This is a genomic window from Pseudomonas sp. AC211 (assembly GCF_979258055.1).
Genome location: NZ_OZ409830.1, coordinates 4,930,122 through 4,934,683 on the forward strand (window position 1 = coordinate 4,930,122; position 4,562 = coordinate 4,934,683).

Sequence of the window (4,562 nt, forward strand, 5' to 3'; positions counted from 1 at the left end):
TCTTTGCTTTCAGTCGGGTCGTTGGGGAAGGCATCGACGTCGTTAGCTCACGCCGTCGCCGTCACGGTCGCTGTCGAGGCTGTCGGGAATGCCGTCTTTGTCGAGGTCGGCAGGCACGCTGGTCCGGTCGTCCGGGTTGCTGCCGGCCTGCACTTCGTAGTCGTTGGAGATGCCGTCGCCATCGCGGTCGAGGTCGGCGTTGTCGCCAATGCCGTCGCCGTCCAGGTCGCGGCTTTCGCGCGGGTCGTTGGGGAAGGCGTCTTTGTCGTTGTCTACGCCGTCGCCGTCGCGGTCGAAGTCGAGCGGGTCAGGAATGCCGTCGCGGTCGAGGTCCGGCGGCACGCTGGCTTTGTCGTTCGGATCGGTGCCCAGTTGGGTTTCGTAGGCGTTGGAAATACCGTCGCCGTCACGGTCGAGGTCGGCGTTGTCGCCAATGCCGTCGCCGTCGAGGTCTTTGCTTTCGGCCGCATCGTTGGGGAACGCATCAATGTCGTTGGCCACGCCATCGCCGTCACGGTCGCTGTCCAGCGCGTCGGGAGTACCGTCGCGGTCCAGATCCGGCGGCACGCTGGCCTTGTCGTTGGGGTCTGTGCCCAACTGGGTTTCGTAGTCGTTGGAAATGCCGTCGCCGTCGCGGTCGGCATCTTTGTTGTCGCCGATTCCGTCGCCATCGAGGTCTTTGCTTTCGCTGGGGTCATTCGGGAAGGCGTCAACGTCATTCGCCGCGCCGTCGCCGTCACGGTCGCTGTCCACAGCGTCGGGAATGCCGTCGCGGTCCATGTCAGGCGGCACGCTACTGGCGTCGTTGGGGTTGGTGCCAACTTGCTCTTCGTACTCGTTGGAAATGCCGTCGCCGTCGCGGTCCGGATCGGTGTTGTCGCCGATACCGTCGCCGTCCAGGTCGCACAGCAAGCCGAAGTCGACCTTGCTCAGTTGCGCCGCGTTATGGGTGGTGCGCGCCAGGGTGTCGAGCGTGACAGTGCTGGCGACCGCGCCGCCATAAAGCCGCGAAGCGTATTGCTGGGTGACGCTGCCCTTGGCGTAGACGAAACCGGCCAGGGTGGCGTTGGAGCCAAGGGTGACGTTGCCTTCGGCCAGCACCAGCAGGCGCGAGGCATCGCCGGGGGCTTCGTAAGCCGTGGCGTTCATCAACGCCAGCCACGGCAGTTCGAGGTTCTTCAGCACGTGCAGGCGCACGGTGCCGTTACCAATGGGCGTAATTTTCGACTCGCTGCCCAGGGTCAGTTTGTCGATCCAGTAATCGCCAGGTGCCAGTTCCAGGGTGCTGCGGTAGCCCAGTTCCAGCTCTTTGAGCAGGTATTCACCGGCCACATTGAAACGCACCTTGGCGGTGCCGTTGACGTTAAGGCGTTGCCACTCCTTGCGGCTGCCGTCGAGGGTCAGGTTGCCGGCGTAGACGACGTCTTGCTTGAAGGTGCTGCTGGTGGCACGGAAGCTCGGCATGGCCGGCACTGGCGCGGGGCTGAAGCTCGCTTGGCAATCTTGCGTGCCGCAGCTGCGCACGCTGGAGGCAAAGCTGTTATCGACGCGGTTGGTGGCCAGGTACGCCGACGGCGCATCGCGCAATTGGGCGTTCAGGGCAAAGCTGATACGCCCGCCGCTGCCGTGGGTTTGCAGGCCTTTGGCAAAGGACGCCACGCACAGGCTCGGCTGCACGGCCGGCGGCGCCACGGTGGGAATACTTTGCGCATTGAGCGGGTTACTGCCAGCGACGCGCTCGCGTTCGTCGTCGTAGCTGTCGCCGTCGGTGTCGTCGTCGAGCAGGTCGAGGATGCCGTCGCCATCGAGGTCCGCGCGTTCCTGGCACTGGGTATTCCAGCTGGCGCTGTTGATGGCGGCCATGCGCGTTTCGATGCGCGCGGCACTGCCAACGTCAACGCTGCGGGCATTCAGGGCGCCGGTCAGCCGTGCGGCAAACGCCGAGCGGTATTCGCCCTCGGCATACACCAGGCCGTTGATAACGCTGGCCGATTCCTGCACCACGTTGCCACGCACAAACAGTTGCAGCCCTTCCGGGCGCCCGCTGCCGTCGTCACCCGCGTTGATGCGCGCCTGATATGGCAGGTTCACGGCGCTGCCGACCATAATTTTTGCGGTGCCGCTGGCCACGCGCAGTTGGCTGTTGCTGGCCATGTCCAGCTGACCGATCCAATAACGGCCCGGTGCCAGGGTGACCTTGGCGCCATAGCCAAGGCTCAGACGCTCGATGTAATAGGCCTGATGACGCGGGTTAAAGCTGAGGGTGGCGGCGCTTTCCAGCTCGATGGTGCGGTAGCGGTTTACTTCGTCGCCGCCGGCTTCGCCATTGCCCAAGTAGCCCAGACGCAGGTCGTACTGGCCGCTGACGGCGGGCAATTTCAGGGTGAGCAAATCGCCGGCCGCCTGGCCGCTAGCCGTGCAGTTTTTGCTGCCGCAGCTGGGCGAGGCGAACGCGCTTTGAACTTTGAGGCTGTCTAGCGAAAGGCCGGGGTTGTCGGCGAGCTGGCCGCCCCACTGGAAGTTGATGCCCCCAGTGCCGTGGGTTTGCAGACCGGAGGTAAACACCGCCCGGCACGAGTCGGCGGCGTGCGCAGCGGCCGCGCTCAGGCACAGCAGGCCAACCAACAGTCGGCCACTTGCGCGCTTGCCCCCGAGCATCCCCATAACGTTCATCCTTGCCTACCGCTGTCCTTGAAAGTTGCCGGCTACGCGCCCGGCCCAGGTGTTGCTCGTCTAGTGCGAGCTGTACTGCACATCCACGCCTTCCAACGCCTCGCTGCTCAGGCTTTTAACGGCCTGTTTCAGCGCTTGCGGTGCCAGTTTTTCGCGAATCGCCCCGCTCACCTCAGCCAGCGGTTTTGCCGGCAACTGCTGCACGGCGGTCACGCGCACCAGCATCAGCTGGCCGTCTACATACAACGGCGCAATGCTGCCCGCCGCGGTGGGTTCCACCAGGCTGCGCAGCGGTTGTTCGAGCAGGTCGAGCTTCAGGCGGCTTTGCCGGTATTGCAGCGGCTTGCCGGCCTGACGCCAGTCGGCCACCAGTTTCTGCCAATCTTTGCTCTGCACCTGCGTGCCGCTAAGCAAGGTGATCAGCTCGGTACGCTGTGCCGGTTCCAGCTCCTGATCGCTGGCGATAATTTCGAAGCTTTTCTCGACGCCGCCACCAAACTCGTCCTGGTGACGGTTGTAGTAATCGGCCACCTGCTCATTGGTGACCGGCTGCGGATCGGCATGGGCTTGCAGGTAATTGCGCACCAGCAATTCTTCGCGATACGCCTGGGTTTTCAGCTCCAGTTGCTCACGCTCGCTGGCATCCAGCTCACGCTCGGCGAGCAAGGCCATGGCCCGGCTGCTAACCAGGCTTTCAAGAATCTTGCGTTCCACTTCTTCGTTGGCATACAGCGGCGCCGACTCGCCGAGCGTGCGCTCGATGGTCAGCTCCAGCTGGGCGCGGGTGATCGGGGTTTTATCCACGGTCACCAGCGTGGCCGACGGCTCGACCGGCACCTCGCTGAGTGCCTGTTTGCTGTCGTCGTTACAGCCGGCCAGCAGCACGGCAAGCGCCAGAGCGGCGCCGGCGTACTTAGCTGGATGCACGGTTTTCACCTGCTGGCTTGTCCGCTTCAGCGGCTTTCGGCGCTTCAGGTGCGTCTTTCTTCTCGATTTTCGCGGCAGCTTTCAAGCGCTCCAGCTCGGCGGCTTTGGCCTCCTGGCGCAGGCGATAACGAATGTCCCCCGCCACGCTTTCGAACGGCTGCTTGATCACCTGCGGGCCTTCCAACACCTTGACGATATGGAAGCCAAACGGGGTAACCACCGGCTCCGACAACTCGCCCGCTTTCATGGCGAAAATGCGTGTGCTGAACGCCGGATCGATAGCGCCTTCCTGCAACCAACCCAGGTCGCCGCCGTGCTGGGCAGAAAGCTGGTCTTCGGAATACTCCTTGGCCAGGGCAGTGAAATCTTCCTGGGAATTGGCCTTGGTATAAATGGCGCTGGCTTTGGTCAGCAGCGCCTGGCGCTCCGACTCGCTCAAGCCCGGATTGGTACGCACCAGAATGTGGGCGACGTGAATTTTCTTGGCCTGGAACTGATCAGGGTTAGTGGCGTAGTAATTACGTACCGCCTCGTCCGTCACGCGCTCTTTCAGGAACTCCTCAAAGTAGCGGCCGATCAGCATCTGCTTACGGAACTCCGCCACCTCGGCTTCCACCTGCTCGGCAGGCAACAGCTTCTGTTCTTCAATCTGCCCAGCCAGGCCCTCGCGCTCCAGATACTCATCCAGCTCACGGTTCACCAACTCGGCATTTTGCGTGGGCACGCGCTTGAACTTCAGGTACGCATCGAAGCGCTCCTGCGTCACCGGCTTGCCGTTCACTTCGGCAATCGAATCGCCACCCGAATCACATCCAGTCAAAGCCACGGCCACTACAGCAGTCACGAGGACCAGGCGTTGGAACTGCTTCATTCAAATCACCATTGTGTAAGGTCAAATTCCATTTATCGCGGTGTGCGATATACAGGGCAGCCACGCAAGGGGGCGTGAACTGGCTCACAAA

3 protein-coding genes are annotated in these 4,562 nt (G+C 62.9%); all 3 read right to left on the bottom strand.

The window, feature by feature from the left end:
* Positions 1–42 precede the first annotated feature (42 nt).
* Positions 43–2,664, bottom strand: a complete 2,622-nt coding sequence (locus ACZZZP_RS23095; RefSeq protein WP_463536871.1) for a hypothetical protein — start codon at positions 2,662–2,664, stop codon at positions 43–45.
* 69 nt (positions 2,665–2,733) lie between these two features.
* Positions 2,734–3,600: a peptidyl-prolyl cis-trans isomerase gene (locus ACZZZP_RS23100; protein ID WP_463384261.1), complete on the bottom strand. Its 867-nt coding sequence runs from the start codon at positions 3,598–3,600 to the stop codon at positions 2,734–2,736.
* Positions 3,587–4,471 carry a peptidylprolyl isomerase gene (locus ACZZZP_RS23105; RefSeq protein ID WP_463384262.1) on the bottom strand — a complete coding sequence of 295 codons (885 nt, stop codon included), beginning with the start codon at positions 4,469–4,471 and terminating at the stop codon, positions 3,587–3,589. Before ACZZZP_RS23105 ends, ACZZZP_RS23100 begins: the two co-directional genes overlap by 14 nt.
* Between the last annotated feature and the right edge of the window lie 91 nt (positions 4,472–4,562).